Genomic DNA, 26,370 nt, shown 5'->3' with positions numbered 1-26,370 from the left:
TTGAGTACACAATCGTCTTGGGAAGAAGGCAACTTCTCCCGTTTTATCTGCACAGCCAATCATGGCTTTGCCCCTTATGCACAGGAAGAATTACGCCGTACGTTTGGTGCGGTGAAGAGCACAGTACTCGTACCGGGAGAAATTTTGCTTGCGGGTCTGCCTGTAGCGGAGGAAGAAGTTGCAGGTAAACTGCTGGAAGATTATCCAACGTTTTTACGTCATATCCAGCCTGTTCAGTTTCAGGAGAATACAGAAGATTCGGAGCAGTCTATTGAGAAATTGATTGCATTTGTAATGAATCATAAGGAACTGACGGGTACCCCTGTCGTACTACAGGTACGGAAGACAGACGGGGCCTTTTGGCAAGAAAATGCAGCTTCATTGAAACAATTACTGACAGAAAAACTGGATGAGCTTGGCTGTGAATGGGTCGTACGTGATGCTGAATATGTCATTTCCGTATTTGCTGCGAATGACATGTTGTATGCAGGCGTATCCAGACCTGAACAGAACCTGTCAGACTGGAACGGGGGCGCCGTACGTTTTCAAAAAGAAGATGGACAGATCTCGCGTGCCAAGTTCAAATTGCTTGAAGCCGAGCAAACGTTTGGCATTGACTTTACTTCATTTCGTAAAGCACTTGATATCGGTGCAGCGCCTGGTGGATGGACCTCGTTCCTGCTTGAACGCGGGCTTGAAGTTACTGCGGTAGATCCCGCGAAGATGGATGCAACGCTGTTGGCATCACCAAAACTGACTTTCTTAAAGAAAAATGCAGGCGATGTACGCTTTCGCGAAGGAGAATTTGATCTGCTCGTATGTGATATGAGTTGGAGTCCCAAGCTGATGAGCCGACTTGTATCAGACCTTCTATATAGTCTTCAACCTGGGGGAACAGCGATTGTTACCGTGAAGTTATTGCATAAAAAACCGCTCGCACTCATTAAGGATGTTATCGATACGTTTGAGCGTTCGCGAATGCAGATTCAACGTTCCAAGCAGTTGTTCCATAACCGGGAAGAGATTACACTCTATATGGTCAAATATTAATAGATCTAGCTTTGATTAAAGCAGCTAAATGTATTATGAAATTGATTCGATTAAGCACATTAAATTTTGTGCTTTACAATCTATTCCGGCCTGTACTATAATGATACCAATATTAACCATAACAAACCTAAGGGAAAGCATCCCGAAGCGAACGAAACCGGATATCCGGTCTGTTCTTCTTCGGTGAAGTTTTCCCTTTTTTGTTGTGTATTGAAGGAGGAATTGGTATGAGACATCCGGCCAGGCTGGAACGCGGAAGCCTGCTGGGAGGTAGATATCGTATCGTATCCATTCTGGGAACAGGCGGAATGAGCCATGTATACGAGGCGGAGGATCTGAAGCTGCCGGGCAAGATATGGGCAATTAAAGAAAGCGTAACGGCTATGCCGTATGAAGGCAGCATGGAGACAGAGGCCGCTCTCCTGACATCACTCCGCCATCCAAGATTACCGCAAATTGTTGATTTTTTTGTCCCGGATGAAGATGGGTACACGTACTTGGTGATGGAATACATCGAAGGGTTAACGCTCAGTGAGTATTTCAAGCAGTGCCGCGGGAAAATTCCGATGGAGCAGTTAACGGAGCTGGTGCTTCAATTGCTGGATGTGTTGAGTTATCTGCATAGTCTGAATCCACCTGTCATCTATAGGGATCTGAAACCATCCAATATCATGATCACCCCGGAACATGAAGTAAGATTAATCGATTTTGGCATCGCCAGAAGTTACAAGCCGCAAAGTGCAGAAGATACCGTCAAGTTGGGAACAGCTGGTTTCGCCGCTCCAGAACAATATGGCTCGGGTCAGACCGATGCCCGTTCAGATCTATATGGACTCGGAGCATTGCTGCTATATCTTATGACTGGTGGGGCGTATACGGAATGGATTCAAGGTGTAGAAAGCTCTATTCGGAGTGATGTTCCACGGACGTACATCCCTGTGGCGAGAAGACTGTTAAGGTATAATGCCGAGGAGCGATTCCAATCTGCGGATGAGGTGAGGAAGGAACTGCTCCGCATACCTGGTGGAATAACGCCTGGTGGAGATGCGACCATGACCCTGAATGGCGGAACAAGAGTTATTGCTTTAACTGGTGCTTCATCTGGTGTAGGGGTTACCCACACCGCTATAGCTATCAGTCATTATCTCGAAAGGCAAAACTTTAAAGTCGCTGTGATTGAAATGTCACCTCGCTCTCAATCCTTTGCAAGAATCCAACAAATCGCTCAAGCCGGTAAACCGGTGCCGGCAGGCAGACAATTTGCAGTGGATGGTGTGCATTATTGGAAACAATCCGGGCGAGCAGATATTTTGTCTTTGCTTGGGGGGAGCTATCAGTTCATCGTGATGGACCTCGGTAGTGGTCAGGACCAGAACCGGCTGGAGGAATTTCTGCGTGCAGATCTGCCGATTGTTATTGGCTCAGGTGCCGAATGGAGACAGGCGGAAATTGGCGCCTTTGTTCGATCACATCATCGGTATCCACGAGAGAAATGGATATATTGTCTGCCCCTCGCAGCAACTGAAGCTGTTCAGCGCATTCGTAAAACGCTGGATACATCGAGTGTATATGGTCTGCCGTTACATATTGACCCTTTTGACAAGGACGCACAGATGGATAAAGTGTTTTCTCATATTTTAACGCATATGATGGGACAGCAACCCAAGAAACGTTCGTTCTTTTCAAGAAGGAAAGTTCATGATTAGACGAGATTACGAAAGGAGAGCCTCTTTTGTCTAAATTAAGAAAACAAAGCCGTAAACTGATCTATGCCGGGCTTATCGGAGCAGGCGCTGTAGGGTTGGTGTTCGGAGGATATGTTATTTATAATGTCAAAACGATGGGTGATGTCAGGTCAGCTGTAGAAGCCCGTTATTTATCGGCATATGAGGAAAAGGAAGCTGAATTAAAGCAACAATGGGATTCGGGAGCACAAGGATGGGTCACGGTTCGGGATATTGAAGCAGGTGAACCGATATTACCGGAGGATCTGAAGCTCATTGCTGTTCCAGATGCACAAGCTCCACGAAATCTCTGGTCCAGTACCAAGCAAATGGAAGGCCAAGTGGCCAAAATAGAGTTGAAAAAAGGAACAGCCATTACTACCGAGATGGTGTATGAGGATACACCGGCTCCGCCTGATTTAAGAAATCGAGAGCTGCAAGTTGTATTATTGCCATCCTCACTCGTTAAGGGAGATATTATTGATGTTCGTATTCAGTTCCCGACAGGGCAGGATTATGTTCTCTTATCGAAGAAAAAAGTGGAACGACTCAATTCAGCTACCTTATGGATTACTATGACGGAGGAAGAGATTCTGTCACTCTCCAGTGCAATTGTAGATGCTTATTTACATAAAGCTTCAATCTATGCCTTAACCTATGTAGAACCACAGTTTCAGACACCTGCAATCGCCACGTATCCTGCCAATTCAGAAGTATTAAAACTGCTGGAGAGTGATCCGAATATTGTTCGACGAGCGGAACAGGAGTTATCCAGACAGGTGCGAAGTTCGCTTGAAAGTTCACTGGCCGCCTCCGTGACAGCCCCATCAAAAGGAGTTGAACAGGATGTGGCACAATCCTCAGTTACCTATAACAGTCGTCCATCAGCAAATAATCCTGCAACATCGGATGCAGTGATGTGGAATGATGGTTCAGGTAAAGGAGCAGAAACTAATACTGGAAGTGTTAATGATCCCGTTGAAGTTTTACAGACAGAACAGCAGAGTTTGTTAACAGGCGGAGAGTAGAGGCCGATAGCAATGTTCACGTGTTCAGTTGAATGAAATTCAGATAACAAGGTTTTTGAGAAATTGGAGGGAGTGATAACATCTATGCGATCATGGATCTTTGCAGGTTTGTGTGAGAAGAATGATCTGATGTTATATCTTTGCAAGATATTGGCTTCGACAGGTAACAAGGTCTTACTCGTAGATGGAACCTTACTACAAAAGTATGGGTACGGTGTAGGTGACAGTCAGCAGTCTTTGCGAATTACGGAATTTGAAGGATTTGATATCGCTTGTCATTTTGTTACATCAGCAGCTGTAGAGAATCATCTAGAAGTAAATGGAGAACGATTGGACAGTTATGACTATGTGTTATATGACATGGAGACCTCACATTTTGCTTCACGTAATCTCTGGCTAAGCGCTGATGTAAGAGTCTGGGTGAGTGATTATGAGCGTTATAATCTGGAACGTGGCAAGGGTTGGTTGAAGCGGTTGCTTGAAGAACAGTCATTGCCTGGTGAGCTGTCATTTCAGCGGCTCTTAATTAACGGGGTTGATTGCAAACTTGAAGCTCGTTATCTGTGGGCATATCTGGAGGGCAGTCCATTTGTGTGGACAGGAGAATCCTTAGTGCTTCCGTGGGATGAGTTAACAGCGGCGGTTAAGCTTGAGAATGAGCATCATCGCCGAGTTCATCTTGGACCTTTATCACGAAATTACAAAAAATCGTTGTGCCGCGTGGTCGAGCAGCTAACAGGTTGGGAAAGTGTTCGTAGTCGCCGTGCGATGAAAGAAGCAGAGAGGATGAGAGCATGAGCACGATTACCTTTTGGAGCCCTTTTGCAGGAACAGGCTGCACTTCAAGCACATTAATTAGTGCCTATGCGATGGCACTTCACTACAGGACAAGAGTGTTACTTGTTAACGCAGGCCTTGCTGGAACTGGCACAGAAGCTGCTCTACCATCCAAAGATTCGGATTCAGCGGATTTTATGTTCTCCTTCGAAGAGGGGGGCTGGGATGCGATTGAACGGCTGCATTCGAGCGGAAGTCTGAATAAGCACAATCTCAGGGATTATACCAAGCCACTTTTGAAAGAAAGACTTGATTTACTGACCGGGAGAATTGATGAGATGGAACGTTCCCCGCAGGAACATGGTGAGACTGTGAAAAAGCTGCTGAAAGTAGCTAACGAGTATTATGATCTAGTTCTTCTGGATGCGGATCATGCTGGTGTCGATTTGCAGCTCAAGCTGCAACAAGCGGACTATGTTGTCATTAATCTCGATCAAAATATGCGAAATCTGGAGTTGTTCTTTGAAGAGATTCTGCCAACACGAATGAACAATAAGAATATGCATGTTGTCATTAACAAATACGATTCTCACTCCCGTGCAACGCTTTCCAATATTCGGCGCCAGTTTAGATACAAAGGTACGATATCTGCGATACCGTACACAACTGGTTACCTGGATGCAATGAATCGGCGAGATGTCGCCAGGTACTTGCAGTTGGAAAGTTTGTCTGAGGATAAGGATATTCGTAAAGGGAGCTTTGCTGCAAGCATGAGCGAACTCGCTCGCCTGATTATGGACGGTGCAGGTATGCGCACAGTTCTGAAGAGGCTGGAAAGGGGAGCCTGAACCTCCAATGCTCTGGAATACCATATGGATAAGTTTAATTTTGATTCTGTGCCTGACTTATGTCTGGTTCAAGTATAGAGCGTTTCTTCATGAGAAGAATGCTCGTGTTCCTGAACAGGAATCCTTCACGATTGACATGTTGATTGAGAAGGTGAAGAACTCGCTTCATGAGCTTAGTCATAGTCAGCTCGCGGATGCAGGTCTGCATGAAGAAGAATATCGTCGAAGAATCAATCAACGTGCAGAGATGAGAAAAGCGCTGAAGGGCTGTGTCTCAGGCAGTATCAGTGACAAAACGTATGTCAAAAATCTGATAGGGGATCTTCTGATCCGAAGCATAGGACTGAACAAATCAAATGTAGATGAAGTCATTTTGTTTGCAGAACCGGATTTATTGACGATCCAGGACCGATTCGAAATTGTGTTTTATCTGTACCGACAGCAATTCGGTGTGGATGCACTCTCCCGAATGATTGATACCTACGATCTGGGAAGGCTGAGAACGGAGGAAGGAACGGAGGACGGAGGGAGTTATTATATTTCCGAGGAAGACATTCACTATGTTTTTGAGTGCGAATATCGAGTGCTTGGGTTCAGAGAAAAGACAGATATCATCGTGCAGCGTATCTACCAACACTACAAAGGGTTCTCCGTTGTTGATGAGATAAGGGACCAACGTATTGACGGCGTTAGTGGTGGTGTCAGCGGTATGTTGGATACTGTTCATGATATTGGATTTCAGAAACCGGCATCATGGAATGATCTGTTGGAGCAAGGACTGGAGAATGATACACATGAAGAACCGCTCAGCGGCATGGAGAGTGTCTGGATTTTTTATAAAGGGAAATCCATTCATCTACCTTTTCTGTCCTTCGGCAGCATCCGTGAACTGAAAAGGGTATGCCAGAATATATACAAATACAATTATCCGGGACAGTTGTCAGAAGCAAGTGGATACAAAGTGAATGAGATGAAAGACGGTTCCCGTGTGGTTGTTGTCAGACCTCCTTTTGCAGAATCGTGGGCGTTCTTCGTCCGGAAGTTCGACATTCCGAATGCTTCACTTGAGCAATTAATTACGGGTAACAACGCAGATCTACCAATTACATTGCTTCAATATTTGATGAAAGGAAGCCGGATCACAGCGGTAACCGGAGCACAGGGTTCTGGTAAAACGACATTACTTATGGCTATGGTCAAACACATCTATGCATCGTACACCCTTCGGGTGCAGGAGATGGCGTTCGAACTTCAATTAAGACGGATCTATAGCCGACGTAATATTTTGAGTTTCCGAGAAACTGAGCACATTTCAGGTCAACAAGGGCTAGATTTGCAGAAAAAAACGGATGGTACCGTCAATATTCTTGGTGAGGTTGCGAGTGATGAAGTGGCCGCATGGATGATTCAAATGTCTCAGGTTGCCAGTCTGTTCACCCTGTTTACCCACCATGCCAAAACGTTTCGTGATCTGGTCTTCTCTCTTCGTAATTCCTTACTCAAGACAGGCATGTTTCAACATGAGCATATTGCTGAGGAGCAGGTTGTGAGTGTCATCAATTTCGATGTTCATATGAAGAAAGATGCTGAGGGACGAAGATATATCGAACGTATTACGGAATGTCTTCCTCGCGCGAATCAAGGTGACAGCGTGGAAGAGAGGGCAGGTTTTACATTTCGTAATGTAGTGGAGTACAGAGATGGAGAGTATGTAGCAACAGCTCCAATCTCCTCGGAATGCATGTTGGATATGCGAGAACAGATGACATTGCAGGATGCCGAGAAATTTGGACATTTTATGAAGCAACACTGGGGTGATCCGCATGACAATTAAATGGATTCTGCTCCTCGTCTTAGGTATTTGTGCGGGCGGGTTGCTGATCACACTTCTGGTTTTAAATGTATTACGTCGCAGAGGAGGTGGTCCAACAAGTCCATCCGGGGTTATTCTAACTCCCGGAACGAAGGGTTTCAAGGGACTGGGGTCACTCTTGTTGCAGTTCTACCGCCTGGGAATGAAAGTCCCACTGTTATCTGCCTATATTCTACAAGTGCAGAAGCGTATTTCATTTCGGCATGTGGGAGATGAGCCTTCACTTCGGAGACTGACAATGACAGTGGTTCTCATTATTTTCGGAGGTTATGGCTGCATAAGTGTCATTCTGTTCCTTCTGCAGCCGGGTATCGCTTTTGTAATATTGTCCGTGCTCTGTGCTGTGGTGCTAAACAGCTTGGTGCTGGATATGTGCCTCAGTCGTATGGAGAAACGGTTGCTGGTTCAGATGCTGGATCTCTTTGCAGATGTAAGACATCGGTATCACCAGCATGGCATGGTTGAGGAAGCACTTTATGAAGCGGCTGAAGCCGGTACAGGAGAAGCAGCAGAACAGGTAAGACTGATCTATGAAGCTCTAACTTCTCCAGATCCGAATGAAGCACTTGAGCGTTACTATGAAGTGGCACCCAACCGTTTTCTCAAAGGCTTCGCCGGCGTTTCCTATATGGTCATGGAGTTCGGGGATAAGGACCGAGAACAAGGGTCTATCTATCTTAAGGGACTGGGGAACCTGACACAGGAGATTCATCTGGAGATTTTGCGGCGTGACAAATTGGATTACCTGCTTAAAGGACTTAATATCATCGCGCTTGCCCCGGTATTATTCACCGCTCCAATTGAACGCTGGGCCAGAGTCAGTTTTCCAACGATGGATGAATTTTATCGCAGCAAGATTGGTTTTGTTACCAAAATATCAATTTATGTCATCATCATTCTTGCTTATTTGCTTCTGCAGAGGCTCCAGCAATACGATGAAACTCGTTACCGCTCAGGACATAAGCATTCATGGTTGGATCAGTTTCTATACAGGCAGACCTTCATCCGGAAATTGGCGATGTTGTTTGCGGCGAAACCTGGCAGTGTACAGTACAGCCAAACGATACGGCTTATGAGGGAGAGTAGCTCGGAGTTGAAATACGAATGGCTCGCCATTCGCCGAGTGATGTTATTCGCAGGTTGTTTGGTCCTTACACTGGGTTGCATCTTGCTGTTGCACCAGGTTGAACGTAACCACATCTTGCATGATCCAATCCGGGATGATCGAATGTTTGGTGCAATGGCTGAAGCGGATCTCAGGAAAGCCGAGGAAAAAACAGCATTGGATCAATCCGTGCTGGAAAGTGTAGAGATGAACCGAGGAGCTACATACGAAGAAGTCTCCAACGCGTTACAGCAGTTATCTCCCGTTCAGTTGGACCATGATACCCAGAGTGAGACCATCATGCGCATCATGCAGAAACTTGAGGTGTATAACAAGCAATATGTACGCTGGTGGGAAATGATTATAGCAATTCTCATCGGTGTAGCAGGGTATTACATGCCCATATGGCTCATGTTATTTCAGCGGAAAATGCGAAAGTTGGATATGCGGCATGAAATCTATCAATTTCAGACAGTGATATCCATTCTGCGTGAGATGGATCGGATGTCAGTCGAGGAGATATTGGAATGGCTTAATAGATTTGCCGTCATTTTCAAGCGTCCGCTGCAAAAGTGTTTGTTGCATTTTGAACATGGGCCAGAGCTTGCACTTGATCAATTAAAGGAAGAGGCGGGCTTGCCCGAATTCCAGCGACTGATTGATAAATTGCAGCTTGCCCTTGGCAAAATCTCAATACGTGAAGCCTTTGATGATCTTGAGAGCATGATGGCATTTTATTTTGAACAACGCAAGCAGGAGTACAGCAAAATGATTGATGTTAAAGCATCCTGGGGGAGAACCATCGGATTTGCTCCCATGTATGCCCTAATCTTTTTGTACCTGGTCATACCATTGGTCGGTATGAGCTTCCTGCAGATGAACATCTATTATGAACAAATTCAGAAACTGTAGCGCAATTCTTCTGTGTGACAGTCTGAAATATATTAATAATTTATAACTTGGGAGGATTTATCATGAACAATGCATCAAGCGCTTTAAAGGTAGCAGCAGGGATATTTTTGACAATCGCTCTGATCACAATTGTAGTTCTGTTATTTATTTCGGCTCAGGAAGCAACCAAGACGGCGCAGAACAATTTTGCTGATATTCAGACCGAGCTGTCTCAGGCTGCATTCACGGTGTATGACGGAACAACGATCAGTGGATCACAGGTAACTAATGCGCTGCGTAAATACGCGGACAAGGATCAGTTCGGTATTCAAGTCATTACAGGTAAAAATAAAGCGGGTCAATGGTATGGCAACCAATTGAACATTTCACAGGATCTCAATAACGCGGACTACGGCTCGGTTATTGCTCCTGACGATAAAGTGGGGATTATTAACCAGACCATGAGTGAAAAGGACAATCAATATGTCAATCCAAGTGGTAAATTCAAAGCCATTATTGTAAAAGACCGCTCCAACGTGGTAAGAGGGCTAATCTTCCAGCAATCCTGACAGGAGTTGGTTTAACATGTCCCAGAATACCCAGCATCTTATGTTGTTTTGTACGGCGGTTGTCCTGTTTATGACAGCCTGCCTGTACGGGCAACAGAATGTTAAGATTTTATCAGCTTCATTGAACGACAGAGTACGAACAACAGCAGGCATGGAAGGTCGTCTGACAACAACATTGCATACCACCAAACCATCTCAGTATAGTGGTGCGGAAGTGTTACATACCGTGAGACAGATGACAGGCACAGGCATACCTGTAGAGGTAGACGGGACTTCATATGTGATTGATACACTAGTCAGCAAAACAGCGACTATTCCTGTCCAGCTCGATGCTACCTACAGACCAGAGTTGATACGAGATGAAACTGGAGAACTGCTCAAGATTGTTTTTTGGAAGGAGGCCAGTGTGAATTGATTAATGCTGCATCCAAGTTGCTTGCCGTATTGCTCGCAGTTCTTCTGCTCTATGTGTATCCAGCTGCTGAAACAGCCGATCGGCAGGATGATATAGCACGTATGACGGCTATACAGAATGTAACACGTTTTGTCGATGCAGTCCGCACGAAAGGGTATATTTCACCTCGAATGTTGGCTGAGTTTGAGGAGCAACTGGCTCAGACGGGCAATGTGTATGAGGTGTCGATGGAACATTTACATAAGAAATATGTACCTCATTATACGGACCCGTTGAACATTAATAGTTTTACTGGGACGTACGAGGTTGTACAGGATGGATATTATGCAGCTCAGATTCGAGAGAGACTATTCCCTACCTCAAGTGTGATTCCGGCTGATGATCCTGGTCGAAGATACAAGTTGACAACAGGAGATTTTTTTACCGTGACGCTCCAAAATACAAACCGTACACCTTCCATGCTCATTCGTGAATGGCTTAGTGGTACGGCTCAGGCCTCAGCGGTATTTGTAACCTACGGAGGTATGGTCCTCAATGAAGATTACTGAGCTATCCATAGTATTCGTGCTGATCTTCTTCCCGCTCTTCTGGATCATCTCACTCCATACCCAAGATGCCGAAGAGGCTAACTTTCTTGGACATCGATACAGATCTGCACTTCAAACCGCAGTGATGGATGCAGGTGCAGTTATGCATCAAAATGAGAAACAAAGTGATGAAGCAGGTTATGATTCAACCAAGTTTGTTAAAGCGGATAAGGAGCTTGCCTTGTTGACGTTTACTCAGACGATGGCTTTGAATATGGGGATTCAGGATGATGCCGCAGCTATTCGAAACATGTTTAATTACATTCCTGCCGTGGTTATTCTGGATTACGATGGCTATTATATGATGTCCACAGAAACAGAGTTGACAGGTAACCGGGAAGATTCTTTCAGGCAAGTATGGAGTCCCAAGAAACCTTATACATATTCAGATTCATACGGTAACAGTATTAACTTTACATTGGACGACTATGTCTATGCCTACGACGCAAGCGCAGGGAGATGGGTGGAGGGCTTTCAAAAAGAACTGGTTTCAACCACACAGATTCCTTTACTTCAAGATAGCAGCGTATTTGAACAAGTTCGACGAAGCCGGATTGTGACTTCTGTGCAGGATGATCTTGCTGATGTGATTAATCGCCATAATGAGTTTGCCAGAAAGAACGGTGTATCCTATACATTTACGATGCCCCTGATAGCACAGGAAGATTGGTACAACTCCATCAACGATACAGGAATTATGGCCTTTATCCAAGGTATAGGTGTTGGTGACCAGAAGATCAACAATTATGCGATTGGTGGAGGCAGACTTGTGAAGAAAACGGCCATCGTAGGTGGAGTAGATCCTTTAACGGGTATCAAGTACTACTATCCCTCCACATGTGGTAATGGTTACCGTGCCGAAGAGGTGTTCACAGACGGAAGACAAGCAGCTGCACAAGGCTATTTCGAATATAACTGCTCTAATCGTTAGCTTGCGTACATGACAAAATCTTGGAAGGAGTTCCTGAACTGTTTACATTACTTTCAGAAAAGACGAGACCTGTGCTAGAATAGGGGTTCGGAACCATAATAAAAGTAATGTCTAATAGATAGGAGCAACCTCATCTTATGAGTTTATTGTCAGTAGAGAACGTGAGTCACAATTTTGGAGATCGCACGTTATTTAAAAATGTATCGTTTCGTTTACTCGCCGGAGAGCGTGTAGGACTTGTTGGTGCCAATGGTGTTGGTAAATCCACATTAATGAACATCCTTACCGGTAAATTGCTTAAAGACAGTGGAAAAGTGGAATGGACACCTAAGGTCCGTTATGGATATCTGGATCAGCACACAAAGCTTACGCCAGGCAAAACGATTCGTGATGTGCTTAAGGATGCTTTCCTTCCGTTGCTTGAATTGGAAAAAGAAATGATGAATATTACGGACCAGATGGCAGATGCAGATCCAGATAAGCTGGAGCAGTTGCTGGAAGATATGGGCGATATTCAGGAACAACTGGAACAGGGCGACTTTTATCTGATTGACGTAAAAGTTGAAGAGATGGCCAATGGTCTTGGTTTGTCTGCAATTGGTCTTGATCGAGATGTCGCAGCTCTAAGTGGTGGACAGCGCACCAAGGTGCTGCTTGCCAAGCTTCTACTCGAAAAACCTACAGCTCTGTTACTGGATGAGCCAACCAACTATCTGGATGTAGAGCACATTGAATGGCTGTCACGTTACCTAAAGGACTACCCGCATGCATTCCTCTTAATTTCCCATGACACGGAATTCATGAATGAAGTCGTAAATGTCATTTATCATTTGGAATTTGCCAAATTAACGAGATATGCAGCGAACTATAACAAGTTCCTGGAGATGGCTGATATGAATAAAGCCCAGCATATTGATGCATACGAGAAACAGCAAGAGTACATCAAGAAACAGGAAGATTTCATTCAGCGTAATAAGGCGCGGGCTTCAACTTCAGGTCGTGCGAAGAGCCGCGAGAAACAGCTGGACAAGATTGAACGTATTGATCGCCCGGATGAAGCGGCTAAACCAACGTTCAAATTCAAGGATGCCCGCGCGAGTAGCAAAACGGTCTTTGAGGGCATTGATTTTGAAATTGGATATACCTATCCTTTGCTGCCCAAAATGACGATGACGATTGAACGTGGTGAGAAAATTGCCATTGTAGGCTGTAATGGTGTGGGTAAATCGACACTGCTGAAAACCATCCTCGGGAAAATATCTCCACTGAGTGGAAAGACCTTTTTGGGAGATTATCTCGAAACGGCCTATTTTGAACAGGAGGTTCGTGCTGGAAATATCACGCCGATCGAGGATGTCTGGAATGAGTTCTCACATTTGACTCAGAATGAGGTCCGGGGTCATCTCGCTCGCTGCGGATTAAAGAATGAGCACATTACTCGTCCACTCAACATGCTGAGTGGTGGAGAACAAGCCAAGGTTCGTTTATGCAAACTCCTGATGCGCGAAAGCAACTGGATTTTATTCGATGAGCCGACAAACCATTTGGATGTCACTGCCAAAGCGGAGTTGCAGCGTGCCTTGCAAGAATTTAAGGGAACGGTGTTACTGGTATCTCATGAACCTGATTTTTACGAGGGTTGGGTCACCAAAACATGGAATGTCGAAGAATGGTCTGAGAAAAACTAGATGATTTGAGACCATGTTTAACAGAAATGACGGTGACAAAAAAATCCGTCTATGGTAACATAGGCTACAACTTCATATGAACACTAGGGGGGCCGCACGATGCGGCTGAGATGGAAGAATGCGATTCCGGACCCTTTGCACCTGATCTGGATCATACCAGCGTAGGGAAGTGGCGAGCGCGTTTCAGTGAATGACGTGAGCAAACGGCAACTCGAAAAGATTTCAACCGTCTGCTAAGCGAATTGAAACATGCAGTTGCGTGTATAACGTTAAGGCTATAGGCCTTTAGCTGTACTGCACGAAATGAACTGTATGCATCAGTCAGTGATCTGATCCTATAATTCATACGCAGCCACTCCCCTACGGGAGTGGCTTTTTTTGTGTTTTCATAGCATTCACGCCTGGAAGGAGAGGGAGGGTACCGCAATTTTCCATGAGCATGTTCACGAATCATTTGAATTGCATGTTGTATCTGCGGGTGCAGGAGATCGAGCATCTTTTGTAAAAGCAGCCAAGGACGTTTGGCCATGGGTGGACTATATTCACATACGAGAGAAACAACTTACATGGCAAGGCAAGATCGGCTGGGCTGAAAGTCTGCGTAATGTTAATATTCCATCTTGTCGCATCGTTATCAATGGTTCAGAACTGCCTTCACAGATTGATCTTTATGGCGGTGTTCATTGGGGGCAAGATGCGATACGTAAATACAACCCTGCTGTCATAAGCAAAATGCAGCGACTTCGTCTGGGTGTATCTGTTCATTCCATCGATGAGGCAAAAATCGCTGAAGAACAGGGAGCTGATTACCTTTTCTTTGGGCATGTCTTCGCGACCAACAGCAAGCCAGATCTAGAACCAAGAGGATTATATGCTCTTGATGAAGTATGCAGAGGTGTCTCCATTCCTGTCATCGCGATCGGAGGCATAGAGCCGGGAAATATTCAAGCGATTCGCGCTACAGGGGCACAGGGAGTTGCCGTGATCTCAAATGTATGGTCGAGCGATTCCCCGGATCGGGCAGCTGCATCACTAAGGCACGCTATCGTTGCTACAGGAAGTCTAAGCCGGTGAAAGGAGATGAGAGGATGAATGAGATCGTAACGGGTCAGAACAGGAATCATTTCAGTCATCAACTGAACTCTGAAACGGAATCAAGAAGCAAAAGTGTAACTGATAATCCGGATAAGATTCATGCAGAAACCATTATTGTAGGCGGAGGTGTTGTTGGTTGTGCCATTGCGTATGAGCTTGCTTCCCGGGGACAGGATGTTTTGTTGCTGGAGCGTTCCGCAATTGCGGGAGGCACTTCTTGCGCAGCGGCTGGAATGCTGGCGCCAGATAGTGAGGATTTTGCTCATCCTTTGATGGCTAAGCTTGGCAGGCAGAGTAGACAGTTACTTATTGAGCAACAAGTGCTAATGGATACCCTTAGTGGGGTAGAGGTTGGGCTGCAACGCCATGGATTCTTGACCCCTTTTCGATCATACAGTGAATTAAACCGCTATAAGAACAATCGAAATTCCGGTTTGTCTGCTGATGAGGTGTGGTTGGATCGTTCGGTTGTGCAACAGGAGGCATCGTGGCTTAACAGAGATACTTACGGAGCCTACTACAGACCATACGAGAGTGAAATCCTTCCTGTCCATCTAACTAGGGCATATGCGGAATCTGCTCAAGCCATGGGAGCTCGGTTTATAGAGGACATACAGGGTATACGTGTACAAGCAAACGAACACGGCGTGCAGGGGATCACCACATCGATCGGTGAGGTAACGTGCAAACATGTCGTTATAGCGGCTGGATTACAGAGTGAAGCATTGATGAGACATGTGAATCTGAGCTTACCTGTGTGGTCGGTAAAAGGAGAAATAGCTGCCGTTCAGTTCTCAGATGAACATGCAGGGTACAGACCTGACAGAACGGTTTATGCAGAGGATGTCTATATTGTTCCCAAAGCCAATGGCGAAGTTTGGCTCGGGGCAACCAGTCTGCCGGGCAGAACGGATTTGAATGTTTCTGTACAGGGTGTTCAGAAGCTGCTAACAGCGGCTACCCACTGGGTACCCGGGATGAAAGAAGCGCAATTTAAGCGAGCGTGGGCAGGTGTAAGACCGGCAACGCCAGATGGGCTGCCTTATATAGGTGCATGCAAGAGTATACCTGGACTGTTCGCTGCCTTTGGGCATTACCGTAATGGTATTTTGCTAAGTGCGATAACAGGCAGGCTTATCGCGGAGTTAATCACTGGCAAAAGCTCAGAAGAACTCGGAATTGAAGCGCTGAATCCAGAGCGTTTGAACAGAAAGGGAGTGGTGCAGTGAATATCATTGTTAATGGACAACGGATGGAGATTGAAGACAGATTAAATCGTGTGGATAAACTGCTCCAATCGTTTGACCTGCAAGTCAAGACTGTAGTTGTTGAGCTGAACAGGCATATCTTAACGCGTGAGTATCACAAGTCAACGGCATTAAGAGAAGGCGATCGAATCGAGATTGTACATTTTGTAGGAGGCGGTTGATGATGTTGAACATTGGTAAATATACGTTTGAGTCCAGATTATTGCTCGGAACAGGCAAGTTTTCGGATTTTGAAGTGCAGAGTCAGGCTGTGGATGCTTCTGGAACGGAAGTTTTAACCTTTGCTGTTCGTCGTCTGAATCTGGAGCAACGTAACCAGAAGCATTTCCTGGATACATTGGATCTGGATCAATACACGCTTCTTCCGAATACGGCCGGGGCTTCCACTGCGGAAGAGGCAGTGCGGATCGCCGAGCTTGCGCGGGCTTCGGGACTTTGTGATATGATAAAAGTCGAAGTCATCGGAGATGGAAAGACATTGCTCCCAGATCCGATTGAAACGTACAAGGCTTGCGAAATTTTGCTTGAAAAGGGCTTCACCGTATTGCCTTATATTTCAGATGATGTCATTTTGGCCAAAAGGCTGCAATTGCTTGGCGTACATGCCGTAATGCCTGGCGCTTCTCCCATCGGAGCAGGTAGAGGCATCATTAATCCCTATAATCTTGAGATCATCATTGAGCAGGCCGTTGTGCCTGTGATTGTGGATGCAGGGTTGCGCTCTCCAAAAGATGCTGCTTATGCGATGGAACTTGGTGCAGATGGTGTATTGTTGAATACAGCAGTATCCGGATCAGGAAATCCGGTGAATATGGCTAGAGCGATGCGAATGGGTGTAGAGGCAGGTAGACTGGCATATGAGGCAGGCATGATTCCTGTGAAGCGTTATGCAGCGGCCAGTAGTCCGGTGGAAGGAATGGTTCATACATGATAGATCAACAACAATCAATTTCCTCCGAGCAGGCCGACCGGTATTCCAGACAGGAAAGGTATGCGCCACTTGGCAAGGAAGGCCAGGACAGATTAAAGGGCAGCAGAGTTTTAATTGTAGGCGCTGGCGCACTCGGAACAGGAATTGCCGAAACGTTAGTACGTTCAGGCGTCGGGCAAATAACGATCGTGGATCGTGATTATGTGGAGTGGAGTAATTTGCAGCGGCAGCAATTATATGTAGAGCAGGACGCAATTGAACGGATGCCGAAAGCGATGGCTGCGGAAAAACGTTTATCTGCCATTAATTCCACGGTTCATGTGGAAGGAAAGGTATTGGATGTCAGAGTAGATGAACTGGAAGAACTCATTCAGCATGCAGACTTGATCATGGATGCAACGGATAATTTTGATACCCGACTACTCATGAATGATATGGCACAAAAGCATCGTATTCCCTGGATTTATGGTGGATGTGTGGGAAGTTACGGCATCACTTACACATTTATGCCTGGAGAGACGCCATGTTTAAATTGTTTGCTGGGTGAAGTCCCTCTGGGTGGAGATACTTGTGATACGTCTGGCATCATTCCACAAGCGGTACAAATGGTAACGGCGAATCAGACAGCAGAAGCGATGAAGCTGCTTAGTGGCAATGAGAATGCATTGAGACGCAAGTTGTTGTCATTTGACGTGTGGAGGAACGAATACATATCCATCAATGTGGATGGTGCGAAAAAGCAAGACTGTCCTTCATGTGGCCCTTCGGCAACGTATCCATATCTTTCTGCGTCCAATCTGGAAAAAACCGATGTGTTATGTGGAAGGGATACCGTTCAGATCCGCCCTGCACGGCGCATGAATCTGAATCTTCAACAAACGGCGGATCGCTTGAACAGACTTGAAGAAGGAAAAGTGGAATTCAATCCGTTTCTGGTTTCTTTTACAACAGGAGCTCATAGAATGGTCGTATTTCAGGATGGACGTGTTCTCGTACACGGAACAAAAGATACAGCTGAAGCGCGTACGCTCGTTCATCGTTACTTTGGTTAAAGCAAGAAAGAAACAAAGTCTGTTCCCTTGAGGGAATGGACTTTTTCATTTTACGGCATGCTAACTGTACCAACCACTGCTACGCGCAGCGGGGATAGAGACAGGCCGGGTGAAAAACAGTGAAAACAGCCATTTTGCTGATTGGAACAGGAGCGCAGGTTAGCCTTATTTACGACGTTTTATGTGCTGAAGGGTATGAGGTGCAACGAATGGAGTGTTCTGAACTAAACCGATCCGTCGAGCCTTCGTTGCAGCATATTAACCTGATCATCCTGGTAGACCGGGAAGAGGGGAATGCACACCGTAACCAGGATCAGAAATCAGAGTTGAAACGTTGGATAGAGAGCGGACAGGTGATACCACTGCTGGTTATTACTTCAAATGCATCTCCTCAGGTCATCGTGGAATGGCTGGATTACGGAGCTAATGACGTGATGGAGGAGCCCATCCACTTGACCGTGATGCTAGCCAGAATACGAAATCTATTGCGTGTTTTTGCGAATGCAACGCAAGAGAGTGAAGAAGTGATTGTAGTTCATGATCTTAAAGTAAATTTACGTTCAAGGCGGGTAAATCGTGCGGGTGAGTACCTAACATTAACGCCAAAAGAGTACGAATTGCTGGAATTTCTGGCGTTGCATGTGAATGAAGCATGTACCCGGAGTGATATTTTAAGGGAAGTGTGGGGGTATGAGTATGCCATGGATACGAACGTTGTGGACGTGTATATCAAACATCTGAGGGTTAAGGTAGATAAGGGAAGAAGTGTGAAGCTGATTCATACTGTGCGTGGGATCGGCTATATGCTTCATGATAAAATTTAGAAATTTCAACCATTCCATGAATCTCCAGTTTAAAGTGTGGTGAAAAAAGGGTAAAAGAAAAGACCGGATCATATCATCCGGCCCTTACTGGTTAAAATTAAATAACTATAAACGGTTCTAAAGTACACGACGAGCTTTAATGTACGTTCTCTTCCAAGTACCGGAGTTCAGATCCGAGATCGTTACACCTGGAGATCCGTACGTATGCAGAATCTTTCCGTCCCCTGCATATACGCCTACATGGGTAATGTTAGAACCAGTAGAACGGCTACCGCTAGAGAAGAATACAAGATCCCCGACTTGAAGATTGGCTTTGGATACAGCTTTACCTTCTTTGGATTGTTGAACGGAAGTGCGTGGCAAGTCTACACCATACTTTTTGAAAATATATTTCATAAAGGAAGAGCAATCAAAAACTCTGGTTGTTGTTGTTGAAGCACCAAATTCATATGGAGTTCCAGTGAATTTTTTACCATAGTTAACAATTTGTTGACCTGTGGACACAGATGCAGTTGCTGCCTGTGCGACAGGGGCGTTAGTCATTAATACAGCTCCAAAACCTAGTGTAGCGCACAACCCGACGGTTACGGCCTTTTGGACAAAGATGTTTGTTTTCATATTAGTTAGTACCTCCAAAATTCGTTTTCGTTAAGTTGCTAGAGCGAGTATAACAGCTTTGTAACAGCCTAGAAATTGGATGGGCAAGTGTAATCCCTTGCGCCACAATGGTTTGGGTATGTTTATTAAAATATAATTAAAAATGTCAAAAAATTAATCATTGACGAATAATAAATAAAGATGAAATAGAAAAGACCCTTGAATCTCAAGGGTCTTTGTTGTGTATGAATCTATTTTATGATCGAAATCATTGGTTACAAAAACGTAATAATTAAAATGCCATGCGGATACATTCAATCTTTGCTTTGAATGATTAGTAGTAGGCCGCTATCGATAGTGACGGTACCTGAAGCGCCTAGGAGTTGGTTGCTTATGCCAAGGGATTGGCCCATGCGAATAGTGGCTTGATTCAGCGGATACATGAAACCTTCCAGTGTTATTCCTGTAACTTCATGAGTTAAGGGGAGTAAAGAAACATATTTATAGTCACGGTGTTCAACTACAGCTTTGGAAGTTGTCAGAGTCATATAGTTATGCTTGTCCTGAATTACACATGAGATATGATGCTGCATTGCACGAACCATAATATGTACATTAGCGAGTGTATGATCCATCCGAGTACCTGTAGCGCCTAACATCAGAATGTGAGAAGGTTCGTGATCTAACGCTGTTTCAAAAGCCATTTCCGTATCGGTAAGATCTTTATGAACAGGGTCGCATGTAATGAACTTTGTGCTGTTGTTACTAACAATTATACGTTGCTCTTCGGAGATAGAGTCGAAATCACCAACTGCAATATGAGGCTGAACGCCGTGTTCAATTAAAAATAATGCGCCGCGATCAGCCGCAATGATCATGTCATCATCACATATTTCCTGAAGTAATTCCGGAGATAGATTTCCGCCTGTAAATATAACAATCCGTTTCACCGTCATTTTATTTCATCCTTCCTAGTTCAAAGAAAAATAGTTCGTTGTTCAGATATGTTGTAGGAAACTGTACAAATATATTCACCAAACCAGTATAATCCACAAAATGTGGTTGCACAATTTCAGTGCTCGCGGATACAATGGGTAGAGCGATATGGAGATGACTTGAAAAGTGAGGTTTGAACAGGTTGGACTTACACATTTTTGAAGTATTCAGTATTATAGGCACCATCGCATTTGCAATGTCCGGTGCTTTCGTGGCAATGGAAGAGGAGTATGATATTTTGGGTGTACTTGTGCTGGGACTTGTCACGGCATTCGGAGGCGGAATTATTCGGAATGTACTTATAGGTATACCTGTAACTACACTCTGGAGCCAGGGATCACTAATTATGTTGGCCTTAGTATCTGTAGCGATTGCGTTTATATTACCTCTTAAGTGGATTAGTCACTGGAAGCGAACAGAGGCGTTGTTTGATGCAATCGGACTTGCAGCATTTGCAATCCAAGGGGCACTGTACGCTGCAAACATGGGACATCCTATTAGCGCAGTTATTGTAGCGGCTGTAATGACAGGGATTGGCGGGGGCGTTATTCGTGATGTGCTTGCAGGACGCAAGCCGCTTGTATTGCGAGATGAAATCTATGCTGTATGGGCAATGACAGCCGGTTTTGTCATAGGTATGGGCTGGTTAACAACGAATGCCGGATTATTGTTATGTTTCGCGGCTGTTGTGTTTTTCCGAATGTGTTCTGTACATTATAAATGGAAACTGCCACGCCGTTCGCTGGTGCCATCCGAGACGGGAAACATCGGTCCTCAGCCGGAAAGCATTGTAACACAGCCAACATCGTCGGTACTTCAAGGTACGTTAAGCAAGGGGGATTAATATGATTCGCGTTTTATTTGTATGTCTGGGCAATATATGTAGATCACCTATGGCTGAAGCAGTTCTTCGCCACAAACTCCTGGAGAATGGGCTTGAACACCAGATTCGTGTGGACTCAGCGGGTACGGGGAACTGGCACGTTGGTAAACCTCCGCATGAAGGGACTCGAAAATTGCTGGATTCATACCAGATTTCTTATGCCAACATGGCAGCGAGACAATTCGCCAGCGAAGACTTTGATCAATTTGATTATATTGTGTGTATGGATAATTCGAATGCAGATAATGTACGCAACGTTCCAGGCGGAGCTGAGGCGGAAATCATCAAGTTTATGGACATGCTTCCGGAGGAAAAACTCAGGGAAGTACCTGACCCGTACTACACTGGCAATTTTGAAGAGGTGTACGAGCTGGTTAACGCAGGCTGCGACGTTCTGTTGAGTAAGATTAAAAAGGAACATTCCATAGCCTAGTAACTAAACGTGAACTGATATTTCACTTGTAATCGGACAAAGAAGCAGGAGTGGGCATTTAACCAGGCAGGGAATCCTGCTTCTTTTTTAGATTACAATTGTAAGCGGTATCATTATGGCGCAAAACAAAAGCGGCATTTCAGCCGCCTGTTGAAGTGATCCAATTTTTATCTTTCCTGAAGAAAATATAACAATGCATCTGGCAATTCATTCTGCCAAAAACCCCATTGGTGGTTCCCGTCTTTCTCCTGATAGGAGACGAGAGCGCCACGTTTTTCCAGCAAATCACGCGTATCCCGGTTTAATTGAACGAAATTATATGTACCGGTGTCTGCCTTGAATGCAGTTTCCTGCAAACCAACGATCATCCAGATCGAGAGCCAGGACAGATCTTCGGCTGCAGCATAGATTTCTTGAGAAGCAGAATAGAAGGCACCAGACATGCTGATTACACGTGTGAACAGATCCGGATATAACAGAGCAAGATGAAGCGAAACACTGCCACCTAGTGAGTCTCCGGCAAGAATACGTTCCTGCGGAGAACGGCGCACAGGATATTTCTCTTCTATATAGGGAATAATCTCTTCAGCGAAGCAAGCGGTATATGCCTTGAACCGATCTCCGAATGGAGCATATTCCTGCGTTCTCACAGACACATCGACCTGAACACCTACAATAATGAAAGGTTCAGCTCCTTCGTCCAAAATAATTCGGTTAGCTGTTGTGGCAATTCGACCGAAATTGAAAAACTCTTCACCATCCTGACAATATACGACAGGGTAGCTAAGTAATTCGTTATAGCCCGGAGGAAGATAAATACGGAGCGTTCGCTTCTCTCCGAGATAGCGACTTTCAATCTCTTCCTTCACAATCGTGCGTTTCAAATAGCGGGAATCCGTCATAAAACGTCACCTTTCTCGGTTAATTTTTTGCATTCGACCGCGCAATACGGTAAGATTACCCTTGTGCGGGGTTAGGTCAAACACGCAATCATGTATTATGCTGTTATACCAATATTAAGCCCCTGTTATACATACAATCCGACAGGAAACATAAAAAAATTACGGATTTCTTTGACGTATGGAGTGAAACAGGTGTATAATAATATTATAACAGCGGAACTTGATATTCAAATTTTTTGTTGAGGTGAAGAAAAAAATGAGCAAGGTTCCTTATGAAGTGTATACAGAGGATGTAGAAGCTCTGTCCGTGCTGTCTCCTGACGGCGAAATTGTTAACAAAGACATGATGCCTACACTTTCCGATGATCAATTAAAAGAAATTATGTACCGCATGGTATTTACCCGTACTTGGGATGACCGTGCAGTAAACCTAGGCCGTCAAGGTCGTCTTGGTTTCTATGCTCCAGTATCTGGTCAAGAAGCTACAATGGTTGGTAGTGAATTTGCAATTGAAAAAGAAGACTTTGTATGTCCTGGCTATCGTGACATTCCGCAACTCGTATGGCATGGACTTCCTCTTTATCAAGCATTCTTGTACTCCCGTGGACACCAACATGGTGGACAAATTCCAGATGGCGTTAATGTATTGATGCCACAAATTATCATTGGTGCACAAATTCTGCATGCAATGGGTATCGCTATGGGTTACAAATTGAAGAAACAAAAACAAGTTGTTATCACGTACACAGGTGATGGCGGTTCTTCTGAAGGTGACTTCTATGAAGGTCTGAACTACGCTGGTGTATACAAACTGCCTGTGATTTTCTTCGTACAAAACAATGGTTATGCCATCACAACTCCTTTTGCTAAACAAACAGCAGCTCTGTCCATCGCTCACAAAGCGGTAGCAGCAGGAATCAAAGGTGTTAAAGTTGACGGTATGGACATCTTCGCTGTTATCAAAGCTGTTCAGGAAGCTGCTGAACGCGGACGTAACGGAGAAGGCGCAACATTGATCGAAGCAGTAACATACCGTTTCCGCCCTCACTCCCTTTCGGATGATGCTTCCAAGTATCGTACAAAAGAAGAAGAGGCTGAATGGTCTGCTAAAGATCCGATCGCACGTTTCGCTAAATATCTGGAGAAAAAAGGTCTTTGGACTGAAGAAGATACAGCACGTGTGAAAGAAGAAGCAAAAGCTAAAGTAAATGAAGAAATCAAAAAAGCGGAAAAAACCGAGAAAATGACGATTTCGGGCTTGATCGACAGCATGTTCGAACAAACGCCTAAGCACTTGGAAGAGCAAAAAGCTGATTTCCAATAAGTTTTTTCCGATAAAGCATAAACATCCGCGACTTTAATGTCCCGGTATACATGTACGAATTCAAATGTGAACTGTCAATGTTTAAGGAGGAAATGAAGCAAATGGCACAAATGAACATGAAAGAAGCAATCCGTGATGCGCTTCGCGTGGAGTTGAAACGTGATCCTAACGTTCTGCTTTTTGGTGAAGACGTAGGTAATGTAGGCGGCGTTTTCCGTGTAACGGAAGGTCTGCAAAAAGAGTTTGGCGAAGAGCGTGTATTTGATACACCACTGGCGGAATCCGCTATTGGCGGTTTGGCTGTAGGTCTGGGTGTGCAAGGCTTCCGTCCGGTTGCTGAGATCCAATTCGTTGGTTTTATCTTCGAAGCCCTTGACCAAATGGTAGTGCAAGCTGCTCGTATGCGTTTCCGCTCCGGTGGAAAATACAATTCTCCAATCGTATTCCGTACACCATTCGGTGGCGGTGTAAAAGCGGCAGAATTGCATACCGATTCCCTGGAAGGTCTGCTCACGCAAACACCAGGTATCAAAGTAGTTGTTCCTTCTAACCCATACGATGCAAAAGGTCTGATGATCGCTTCTATTCGCGATAATGACCCTGTATTCTTCATGGAGCACTTGAACCTGTACCATGCTTTCCGTGCAGAAGTTCCTGAGGAAGATTACGTTGTTGAATTGGGTAAAGCGAACGTTGTTCGTGAAGGTTCCGATGTAACGATCATCACTTACGGTATGATGGTTCATACTTCTGTGAAAGCAGCAGAGGAACTCGAAAAACAAGGTATCAACGTTGAAGTTATCGACCTTCGTACGGTTAGCCCGATCGACATCGATACCATCGTTGCTTCTATTAAGAAAACAAACCGTGCAATTGTTGTACAGGAAGCTCAAAAGAGCGCAGGTGTTGCAGCTGAAGTCATTGCCCAAATCAATGAAAAAGCAATCCTGCATTTGGAAGCACCGGTTCTGCGTGTAGCTGGTCCGGATACTGTATATCCTTTTGCACAAATCGAAGATACATGGCTGCCTAACCCGGCACGTATCGTTGCTGCGGTTAACAAAGTCGTGAATTTCTAATCTAATCATCTGACATGCCGCAAGGCGCAGTATGGTGATTCACACCGCAGCGCAGGCTGCACTGTAAACAGCCATTAGCCCCTTGAGTAACAGTTATTTGCATTAGCAGTAACAGTTGGTTCTTGGAGTTAAGGGTTGTTTTCAGGATTGAGCACATAATCAAGGAGGTTTTTCAGTTGGCTAAATTTGAATATAAATTCCCTGAACTAGGCGAAGGCCTTCACGAAGGCGAAATCATCAAGATGCACATCAAAGTCGGGGACAAAGTAACTGACGATGATATCATCATGGAAGTACAGAACGACAAAGCGGTAGTTGAAGTACCTTGTCCGGTTAACGGAACAGTGACTGAAGTATTCGCTAAAGACGGTCAAGTCTGCCACGTTGGTGAAGTTGTTGCCATCATTGATGCAGAAGGTGAAATTCCTGAGCAAGACGACGCTCCTGCTGGCGATCAAGGCGAGCAAGAGAAAGATGCAGCTCAAGGCGGAGCTGATACTAGCGGTTCTCCTGCAGCAGCTTCCAGCTCGGATTCAGCTAAAGAAGGCGGAAACAACAGCGTTCCGGCAGTACCTGCCAAAGACGTTCTGGCAACGCCAAGCGTGCGCAAATTTGCTCGCGAACAAGGTGTAGACATCGCTCAGGTTAACGGTACTGGCAACAACGGTAAAGTAACCAAAGAAGATGTTGAATCCTTCAAAAACGGTGGCGGTTCTTCCGCAGCGGCATCTTCCGAAGCTCCGGCTCAAGAAGAGAAAAAATCCGCAGCACCAGCAGCGGCTGCAGGTGAACAATACCTTGAAGAAGAGCGCGTACCATTCAAAGGTATCCGTAAAGCGATCTCTAACGCAATGGTTAAATCGGCTTACACAGCACCTCACGTTACAATCATGGACGAAGTGGACGTAACTGAACTGGTTGCTTTCCGTACTCGTATGAAACCTATTGCAGAGAAAAAAGGAACAAAAGTTACTTATCTGCCATTCATCGTTAAAGCACTGGTTGCGGCTTCCCGCCAATTCCCTGCTCTGAACGCTATGATTGATGAAGAAGCTAACGAAATTGTCTACAAAAAATACTACAACATCGGTATCGCAACAGATACAGACAACGGCTTGATCGTTCCTGTTATCAAAGATGCTGATCGCAAATCCATCTGGATGATCGCTGATTCAATCCGTGATCTGGCAGCTCGTGGACGTGACGGCAAATTGAGCGCGAATGAAATGAGAGGAAGCACAATCTCCATCAGTAACATCGGTTCTGCTGGCGGTATGTTCTTCACTCCAATCATTAACTTCCCTGAAGTTGCTATTCTCGGAACAGGACGCATCAGCGAAAAAGCAGTGATCAAAAACGGCGAAGTAGTTGCAGCACCTGTAATGGCTCTTTCCCTGAGCTTTGACCACCGTATCATCGATGGCGCAACAGCACAAAACTTTATGAATTACATTAAACAGCTGCTCGCTAACCCTGAGCTGCTTGTTATGGAGGTGTAAG

The 26,370-nt window shown here is 45.1% G+C and carries 26 protein-coding genes and 1 riboswitch; of the genes, 23 read left to right on the top strand and 3 right to left on the bottom strand.

Going from position 1 to position 26,370, the window contains the following annotated elements:
* From MKY85_RS17305 to MKY85_RS17220, 18 genes are all read left to right on the top strand, one after another.
* Positions 1 to 1,050: an SAM-dependent methyltransferase gene (locus MKY85_RS17305; protein ID WP_339234513.1), complete on the top strand. Its 1,050-nt coding sequence runs from the start codon at positions 1 to 3 to the stop codon at positions 1,048 to 1,050.
* 227 nt (positions 1,051 to 1,277) lie between these two features.
* Positions 1,278 to 2,756, top strand: coding sequence for a serine/threonine protein kinase (locus MKY85_RS17300; RefSeq protein WP_342570301.1), 1,479 nt, complete (start codon positions 1,278 to 1,280; stop codon positions 2,754 to 2,756).
* Positions 2,757 to 2,782: 26 nt separating this feature from the next.
* The gene (locus MKY85_RS17295; protein WP_342570300.1) at positions 2,783 to 3,802 is read left to right on the top strand and encodes an SAF domain-containing protein; all 1,020 of its coding nucleotides are present in this window, start codon (positions 2,783 to 2,785) and stop codon (positions 3,800 to 3,802) included.
* An 84-nt stretch (positions 3,803 to 3,886) separates the two neighbouring features.
* The gene (locus tag MKY85_RS17290; RefSeq protein WP_339234509.1) at positions 3,887 to 4,600 is read left to right on the top strand and encodes a hypothetical protein; all 714 of its coding nucleotides are present in this window, start codon (positions 3,887 to 3,889) and stop codon (positions 4,598 to 4,600) included.
* Complete coding sequence (locus tag MKY85_RS17285; protein ID WP_342570299.1) at positions 4,597 to 5,427, top strand: hypothetical protein; 831 nt, start codon at positions 4,597 to 4,599, stop codon at positions 5,425 to 5,427. The genes MKY85_RS17290 and MKY85_RS17285 overlap by 4 nt, the downstream gene beginning before the upstream one ends.
* Positions 5,428 to 5,434: 7 nt before the next feature.
* On the top strand, positions 5,435 to 7,261 hold the full coding sequence (locus MKY85_RS17280; protein WP_342570298.1) for an ATPase, T2SS/T4P/T4SS family: 1,827 nt from the start codon (positions 5,435 to 5,437) through the stop codon (positions 7,259 to 7,261).
* A complete protein-coding gene (locus MKY85_RS17275; protein ID WP_339234502.1) occupies positions 7,251 to 9,317 on the top strand; it encodes a hypothetical protein in 2,067 nt (688 codons plus the stop codon). The genes MKY85_RS17280 and MKY85_RS17275 overlap by 11 nt, the downstream gene beginning before the upstream one ends.
* Before the next feature lie 62 nt (positions 9,318 to 9,379).
* Entirely contained in the window at positions 9,380 to 9,865 is a 486-nt protein-coding gene (locus MKY85_RS17270; protein ID WP_062834890.1) for a hypothetical protein, read from the top strand.
* A 16-nt stretch (positions 9,866 to 9,881) separates the two neighbouring features.
* On the top strand, positions 9,882 to 10,280 hold the full coding sequence (locus MKY85_RS17265) for a hypothetical protein (protein ID WP_342570297.1): 399 nt from the start codon (positions 9,882 to 9,884) through the stop codon (positions 10,278 to 10,280).
* Positions 10,277 to 10,828 carry a hypothetical protein gene (locus tag MKY85_RS17260; RefSeq protein ID WP_342570296.1) on the top strand — a complete coding sequence of 184 codons (552 nt, stop codon included), beginning with the start codon at positions 10,277 to 10,279 and terminating at the stop codon, positions 10,826 to 10,828. Before MKY85_RS17265 ends, MKY85_RS17260 begins: the two co-directional genes overlap by 4 nt.
* A complete protein-coding gene (locus MKY85_RS17255) occupies positions 10,815 to 11,798 on the top strand; it encodes a hypothetical protein (RefSeq protein ID WP_342570295.1) in 984 nt (327 codons plus the stop codon). Before MKY85_RS17260 ends, MKY85_RS17255 begins: the two co-directional genes overlap by 14 nt.
* 137 nt (positions 11,799 to 11,935) lie before the next feature.
* Complete coding sequence (locus tag MKY85_RS17250) at positions 11,936 to 13,486, top strand: ABC-F family ATP-binding cassette domain-containing protein (protein ID WP_342570294.1); 1,551 nt, start codon at positions 11,936 to 11,938, stop codon at positions 13,484 to 13,486.
* Positions 13,487 to 13,561: 75 nt separating this feature from the next.
* Positions 13,562 to 13,671, top strand: a riboswitch (TPP riboswitch).
* Between the two features lie 193 nt (positions 13,672 to 13,864).
* On the top strand, positions 13,865 to 14,560 hold the full coding sequence (locus MKY85_RS17245; protein ID WP_342570293.1) for a thiamine phosphate synthase: 696 nt from the start codon (positions 13,865 to 13,867) through the stop codon (positions 14,558 to 14,560).
* A gap of 14 nt (positions 14,561 to 14,574) precedes the next feature.
* Positions 14,575 to 15,810: a glycine oxidase ThiO gene (gene thiO / locus MKY85_RS17240; RefSeq protein WP_342570292.1), complete on the top strand. Its 1,236-nt coding sequence runs from the start codon at positions 14,575 to 14,577 to the stop codon at positions 15,808 to 15,810.
* Positions 15,807 to 16,010: a sulfur carrier protein ThiS gene (gene thiS, locus MKY85_RS17235; protein WP_342570290.1), complete on the top strand. Its 204-nt coding sequence runs from the start codon at positions 15,807 to 15,809 to the stop codon at positions 16,008 to 16,010. The genes thiO and thiS overlap by 4 nt, the downstream gene beginning before the upstream one ends.
* A gap of 2 nt (positions 16,011 to 16,012) precedes the next feature.
* Positions 16,013 to 16,780 carry a thiazole synthase gene (locus tag MKY85_RS17230; RefSeq protein WP_342573410.1) on the top strand — a complete coding sequence of 256 codons (768 nt, stop codon included), beginning with the start codon at positions 16,013 to 16,015 and terminating at the stop codon, positions 16,778 to 16,780.
* Positions 16,777 to 17,832, top strand: a complete 1,056-nt coding sequence (locus tag MKY85_RS17225) for a ThiF family adenylyltransferase (RefSeq protein ID WP_342570288.1) — start codon at positions 16,777 to 16,779, stop codon at positions 17,830 to 17,832. The genes MKY85_RS17230 and MKY85_RS17225 overlap by 4 nt, the downstream gene beginning before the upstream one ends.
* Positions 17,833 to 17,951: 119 nt before the next feature.
* Entirely contained in the window at positions 17,952 to 18,656 is a 705-nt protein-coding gene (locus MKY85_RS17220; protein ID WP_342570286.1) for a response regulator transcription factor, read from the top strand.
* A gap of 117 nt (positions 18,657 to 18,773) precedes the next feature.
* Here the strand turns inward: MKY85_RS17220 and MKY85_RS17215 are convergent, their stop codons facing one another.
* On the bottom strand, positions 18,774 to 19,274 hold the full coding sequence (locus MKY85_RS17215) for a C40 family peptidase (protein ID WP_342570284.1): 501 nt from the start codon (positions 19,272 to 19,274) through the stop codon (positions 18,774 to 18,776).
* A gap of 293 nt (positions 19,275 to 19,567) precedes the next feature.
* Complete coding sequence (locus MKY85_RS17210; protein WP_342570283.1) at positions 19,568 to 20,209, bottom strand: thiamine diphosphokinase; 642 nt, start codon at positions 20,207 to 20,209, stop codon at positions 19,568 to 19,570.
* A 182-nt stretch (positions 20,210 to 20,391) separates the two neighbouring features.
* Here MKY85_RS17210 and MKY85_RS17205 point away from each other — a divergent pair, with 182 nt between their 5' ends.
* On the top strand, positions 20,392 to 21,093 hold the full coding sequence (locus MKY85_RS17205) for a trimeric intracellular cation channel family protein (RefSeq protein ID WP_339255833.1): 702 nt from the start codon (positions 20,392 to 20,394) through the stop codon (positions 21,091 to 21,093).
* A gap of 1 nt (position 21,094) precedes the next feature.
* Positions 21,095 to 21,565: a low molecular weight protein-tyrosine-phosphatase gene (locus tag MKY85_RS17200; RefSeq protein WP_342570282.1), complete on the top strand. Its 471-nt coding sequence runs from the start codon at positions 21,095 to 21,097 to the stop codon at positions 21,563 to 21,565.
* A 167-nt stretch (positions 21,566 to 21,732) separates the two neighbouring features.
* Here MKY85_RS17200 and MKY85_RS17195 read toward each other — a convergent pair whose 3' ends face one another.
* Positions 21,733 to 22,467, bottom strand: coding sequence for an alpha/beta hydrolase-fold protein (locus tag MKY85_RS17195; RefSeq protein WP_253437164.1), 735 nt, complete (start codon positions 22,465 to 22,467; stop codon positions 21,733 to 21,735).
* Positions 22,468 to 22,723: 256 nt separating this feature from the next.
* On the opposite strand from MKY85_RS17195, the gene pdhA reads away from it, so the two are divergent.
* The 3 genes from pdhA (at position 22,724) to MKY85_RS17180 (ending at position 26,369) form a co-directional block, all read left to right on the top strand.
* The gene (gene pdhA, locus MKY85_RS17190) at positions 22,724 to 23,791 is read left to right on the top strand and encodes a pyruvate dehydrogenase (acetyl-transferring) E1 component subunit alpha (protein ID WP_017688072.1); all 1,068 of its coding nucleotides are present in this window, start codon (positions 22,724 to 22,726) and stop codon (positions 23,789 to 23,791) included.
* Positions 23,792 to 23,892: 101 nt separating this feature from the next.
* Positions 23,893 to 24,870 (top strand): alpha-ketoacid dehydrogenase subunit beta, encoded by a 978-nt coding sequence (locus MKY85_RS17185; RefSeq protein ID WP_339234470.1) that lies wholly within the window; start codon positions 23,893 to 23,895, stop codon positions 24,868 to 24,870.
* Positions 24,871 to 25,046: 176 nt separating this feature from the next.
* Complete coding sequence (locus MKY85_RS17180; RefSeq protein ID WP_342570281.1) at positions 25,047 to 26,369, top strand: dihydrolipoamide acetyltransferase family protein; 1,323 nt, start codon at positions 25,047 to 25,049, stop codon at positions 26,367 to 26,369.
* Position 26,370 lies beyond the last annotated feature (1 nt).

The sequence above is a fragment of the Paenibacillus sp. FSL R5-0749 genome, from assembly GCF_038595085.1.
Lineage (GTDB): Bacteria > Bacillota > Bacilli > Paenibacillales > Paenibacillaceae > Paenibacillus.
The sequence above is the reverse complement of the archived record's forward strand: the minus strand, read 5'-3'. Positions and strand labels throughout refer to the sequence as shown.

Bases quoted from the DNA above. Each gene is read 5' to 3' on its own strand.
- MKY85_RS17300 (WP_342570301.1), top strand. From the start codon at position 1,278: ATGAGACATCCGGCCAGGCTGGAACGCGGAAGCCTGCTGGGAGGTAGA.
- MKY85_RS17290 (WP_339234509.1), top strand. From the start codon at position 3,887: ATGCGATCATGGATCTTTGCAGGTTTGTGTGAGAAGAATGATCTGATG.
- MKY85_RS17285 (WP_342570299.1), top strand. From the start codon at position 4,597: ATGAGCACGATTACCTTTTGGAGCCCTTTTGCAGGAACAGGCTGCACT.
- MKY85_RS17280 (WP_342570298.1), top strand. From the start codon at position 5,435: ATGCTCTGGAATACCATATGGATAAGTTTAATTTTGATTCTGTGCCTG.
- MKY85_RS17275 (WP_339234502.1), top strand. From the start codon at position 7,251: ATGACAATTAAATGGATTCTGCTCCTCGTCTTAGGTATTTGTGCGGGC.
- MKY85_RS17270 (WP_062834890.1), top strand. From the start codon at position 9,380: ATGAACAATGCATCAAGCGCTTTAAAGGTAGCAGCAGGGATATTTTTG.
- MKY85_RS17265 (WP_342570297.1), top strand. From the start codon at position 9,882: ATGTCCCAGAATACCCAGCATCTTATGTTGTTTTGTACGGCGGTTGTC.
- MKY85_RS17255 (WP_342570295.1), top strand. From the start codon at position 10,815: ATGAAGATTACTGAGCTATCCATAGTATTCGTGCTGATCTTCTTCCCG.
- MKY85_RS17250 (WP_342570294.1), top strand. From the start codon at position 11,936: ATGAGTTTATTGTCAGTAGAGAACGTGAGTCACAATTTTGGAGATCGC.
- thiO (WP_342570292.1), top strand. From the start codon at position 14,575: ATGAATGAGATCGTAACGGGTCAGAACAGGAATCATTTCAGTCATCAA.
- MKY85_RS17230 (WP_342573410.1), top strand. From the start codon at position 16,013: ATGTTGAACATTGGTAAATATACGTTTGAGTCCAGATTATTGCTCGGA.
- MKY85_RS17225 (WP_342570288.1), top strand. From the start codon at position 16,777: ATGATAGATCAACAACAATCAATTTCCTCCGAGCAGGCCGACCGGTAT.
- MKY85_RS17215 (WP_342570284.1), bottom strand. From the start codon at position 19,274: ATGAAAACAAACATCTTTGTCCAAAAGGCCGTAACCGTCGGGTTGTGC.
- MKY85_RS17210 (WP_342570283.1), bottom strand. From the start codon at position 20,209: ATGACGGTGAAACGGATTGTTATATTTACAGGCGGAAATCTATCTCCG.
- MKY85_RS17200 (WP_342570282.1), top strand. From the start codon at position 21,095: ATGATTCGCGTTTTATTTGTATGTCTGGGCAATATATGTAGATCACCT.
- MKY85_RS17195 (WP_253437164.1), bottom strand. From the start codon at position 22,467: ATGACGGATTCCCGCTATTTGAAACGCACGATTGTGAAGGAAGAGATT.
- pdhA (WP_017688072.1), top strand. From the start codon at position 22,724: ATGAGCAAGGTTCCTTATGAAGTGTATACAGAGGATGTAGAAGCTCTG.
- MKY85_RS17185 (WP_339234470.1), top strand. From the start codon at position 23,893: ATGGCACAAATGAACATGAAAGAAGCAATCCGTGATGCGCTTCGCGTG.